The 3,477-nt window shown below is 63.2% G+C and carries 2 protein-coding genes; both read left to right on the forward strand.

Features of this window, described 5'->3' with window-relative positions:
* The coding region (locus tag QZL71_RS01815; RefSeq protein WP_294647496.1) for a PD-(D/E)XK nuclease family protein at positions 1–1,162 on the forward strand (1,162 nt) is incomplete at its 5' end.
* Positions 1,159–3,477, forward strand: a 2,319-nt coding sequence (locus QZL71_RS01820) for a UvrD-helicase domain-containing protein (RefSeq protein WP_294647498.1), incomplete at its 3' end; no start/stop codon positions are given. The genes QZL71_RS01815 and QZL71_RS01820, both read left to right, overlap by 4 nt.

The raw sequence follows: 3,477 nt of genomic DNA on the forward strand, positions 1-3,477 counted from the left end.
GGTGAACGATCTGTCTGCGCTGAGCGGCCTGCTGGGGCAGCGGCTGCGCATCTCGCCCAGCCAGCTGGAAAAATACTATACCTGCCGGTATGGCTATTTTTTGCAGTATGTGCTGGGCCTGAAGCCCCGCAGACGGGCCGAGCTTTCTGCCGACCAGAGCGGCACCCTGATGCACTGGGTGCTGCAGATGGCGCTGGACCCGCACCCGGATGCGGATAATCCCTGCGCCGGGCTGGCCCCATTTCTGGAGCTGGACGATGATGCCATGGCAGGCCTTGCCGGCCTGCTGGTGGACGAATATGCAAAGCGTTATCTGCCGGAGGATACGGCCCGGTTCGCCTACCTGCTCTCCCGCCTCAAAAAGAGCATGACCGGCCTTTTGTGCTATCTGCGGGACGAACAGAAGCAGTCCTGCTTCCACCCGGCAGCCTGCGAGCTGCGCATCGGCTCCGGGGAGGACGCCGTGCCCGGGCAGGTGTATCATCTCTCGGACGGGCGCACCGTGCAGCTGGTGGGCACGGTGGATCGTGCCGACGAGTGGGTGGAGGAAAACGGCACCCGCTGGGTGCGGGTGGTGGACTATAAGACCGGCACCAAAAAACTGAACCTGAAAGAGGTATACTGTGGGCTGGACTGCCAGATGCTTTTGTATCTGTTCAGCCTGACGCGGGATAAGAGCGGCCGCTTTACCGGTGCGGAACCGGCAGGCGTGCTGTATCTGCTGGCAGACCCGGCCCCCAAGACCACCAACCGCCAGCAGGCACAGCAGGACGTGCAGTACGAGCTGGACGGCCTTGTGAGGGACGAGCAGAAGGTGTTCGATGCCATGGATGCGGATGAGACGGGCCGCTACCTGCCCTTTGGCTACCGCAACGGTGTACCCAGCCCCAGCCAGAAGGATAAGCGTGCCGATATTGCAAAGCTCAACCGCATCCAGCTGCATCTGGATGATCTTGTCACCCAGATGGGCCAGCAGCTTTACGATGGGCAGATCGCTGCGGAACCGCTGGTGGCCGGGGCGGGCAGGAACCCCTGCGTCTGGTGCGACTACAGCTTTATCTGCTGCCACGAGACCGGCATCGGCGAACGGGCACTGGAAGCCCCGGCCAAGCCCTTTGAGCCGGAAGAAGCCGACGACGGAAAGGAAGGTGAGCAGGCATGAGTGAGCCCAAATGGACTCCGGCCCAGCGCGCTGCTATTGAGGACCGGGGTGGTGCGCTGCTGGTGAGCGCAGCGGCGGGCAGCGGCAAAACGGCCGTGCTGACCGAACGCGCGGTGCGGCTCATCACCGATCCGGACCACCCGGTGGATGCGGACAAACTGCTCATCGTCACCTTTACCAATGCGGCGGCGGCAGAGCTGCGGGCACGCATCGGGCAGGCACTGCTGCGGCTCAGCCAGCAGCAGCCCCACAACACGAGCCTGCGCCGCCAGCGGATGCTTTTGCAGCGCGCACCCATCTGCACCATTGACGCGTTCTGTCTGGACCTGCTGCACAAGCACTTTCAGGCACTGGACATCCCGCCGGATTTTGCCCCGGCAGACCCAGGCAGCGTGGAGGTGCTGCGGGCTTCGGCGCTGGCCGAAACGCTGGAAAATGCCTACCGCGACCCGGACTTCTGTGCCTTTGCAGACCTTTACGGAAAGGGCCGCACCGATCAGGCCGCAGGCAATACCATCCTGCATGTGTACGATTTTCTGCGCGCTCTGCCGGACTACGACCGCAGGCTGGACGAATATCTGACACCATGGCAGCGGGAAAACGGCTTTGCTTTTACCTGCTGGCATGACCTGCTGCTGGCGGAAGCGGCCCGCTGCGCAAAGGCCGCGCGGGAACTGCTGACGGCAGCACTGTCAGACTGTAAGGAAGATTTTGTCCTTGCACAGGCACAGGCCGAGGAAAAAGGCAAGACCGCTGCTTCCAAGGCAAAGGCCGTGGCCGGTGTCAACGATAAATTTGCAGAGCCGCTCTCCCGGCTGGAAAGCGCCGCCGCCCTGCTGGGCGAGGTGGAACGGCTGGCTGCGGCAGGGCAGTGGACACCGCTGTACGATAAGCTGACACCCTATGTGCTGGGCATGGAGGAGATACCCGGCTTCAAGGGCATGAAAAAACGGCTGACCGGCGATCATAAGGCGGCGGTCAGGACCCGCGCAGACGAAGCCGCCAAGCTGTTTGAGCACATTACGGAGCTTGTCTCCTGCAGCGAGGAGGAAGCCGAAGCGGACCGCAGAGCGGCCCTGCCCCGGCTACGGGCGCTGTTTGCCGCCGTGCGGGATTTTGATGCCCGCTTCTCGGCAAAGAAAAAGGAGCGCAAGCTGCTGGAATTCAGCGATTTTGAGCATCAGGTCCTGCGGCTGCTGCGCACACCGGATGGCGTGTGCACCCCGCTGTGCCAGAGCATCCGGCAGAGCTATGCCGCCGTGATGGTGGACGAATATCAGGACACGAACGCTTTGCAGGATGCCATTTACCGCTGCCTTGCTTCCCCGGCGGGGGACGACCTGTTTCTGGTAGGCGACCTGAAACAGAGCATCTACCGCTTCCGGCAGGCCGACCCCAGCATCTTCCGGACGAAGCTGGATGTCTGGGCCCCTCTGCCCAGCGGCACTGCCCGCCCCCGCCCGGAGGAGGGTACGGCAGGCGGAAACGCTCTGCTGGCGCTGGATGCGAACTTCCGCTCCGCCCCGCAGGTGGTGGCAGGCATCAACTTTATCTTTGAACAGCTCATGACACCCCAGCTAGGCGATACCGCCTATGGCGACGGCCAGCGGCTGGTGTGCGGTGCACCCGGCGAATACGCCGGCAGCGTGGAAGCGCACTTCCTGCCCGACGACACCGCTGAGACCGACGCGGCGTGGATCGCCCAGCGCGTTGAAGAACTGGTGAAAAACGGCGAACCAGTGCGGGACGGCAGCTCCACCCGCCCGGTGCAGTACGAGGATTGCTGCATCCTGCTGGCGGCGCGCGGCGACTTCCTCGCTTATGAGGAGGCGCTCACGGCCCGGGGCATCCCGGTGTATGCGGATGCGCGCGAAAACTTGATGGAAGCAGCGCACATCCGGCCGCTGATCTCGCTTTTGAAGGTCATCGACAACCCGGCGCAGGATATCTACCTTGCCGCCGCCATGCTGGGGCCGATGTTCGGCTTTACGGACGACGACCTTGTACGCCTGCGTGCCCAGAGCGCCGCAATGCAGAAAAAGGCGCAGGAGGAACAGGGCGCGAAGGAAACGGGCAAAAGGGCTTCCCGCATGAGTCTGTACGGCGCAGTGCTGCAGGTGGTGCAGAATGATGATGAAACGCCGTTCACCCGAAAGGTGAAAGACTTTTATGACCGACTCACCGCACTGCGGCGCATGGCCCGCAGTGCCCCGGCAGAACAGCTGCTGGAAGAGATCTTTGTCTCCACCGGCTATCTTGCTGCGCTGGGCGTACTGGAAAACGGTGCGCACCGCCGGGAAGATGCCCGGCGCTTT

The organism is uncultured Faecalibacterium sp. (genome assembly GCF_900066275.1).
Taxonomy (GTDB): domain Bacteria; phylum Bacillota; class Clostridia; order Oscillospirales; family Ruminococcaceae; genus Faecalibacterium; species Faecalibacterium taiwanense.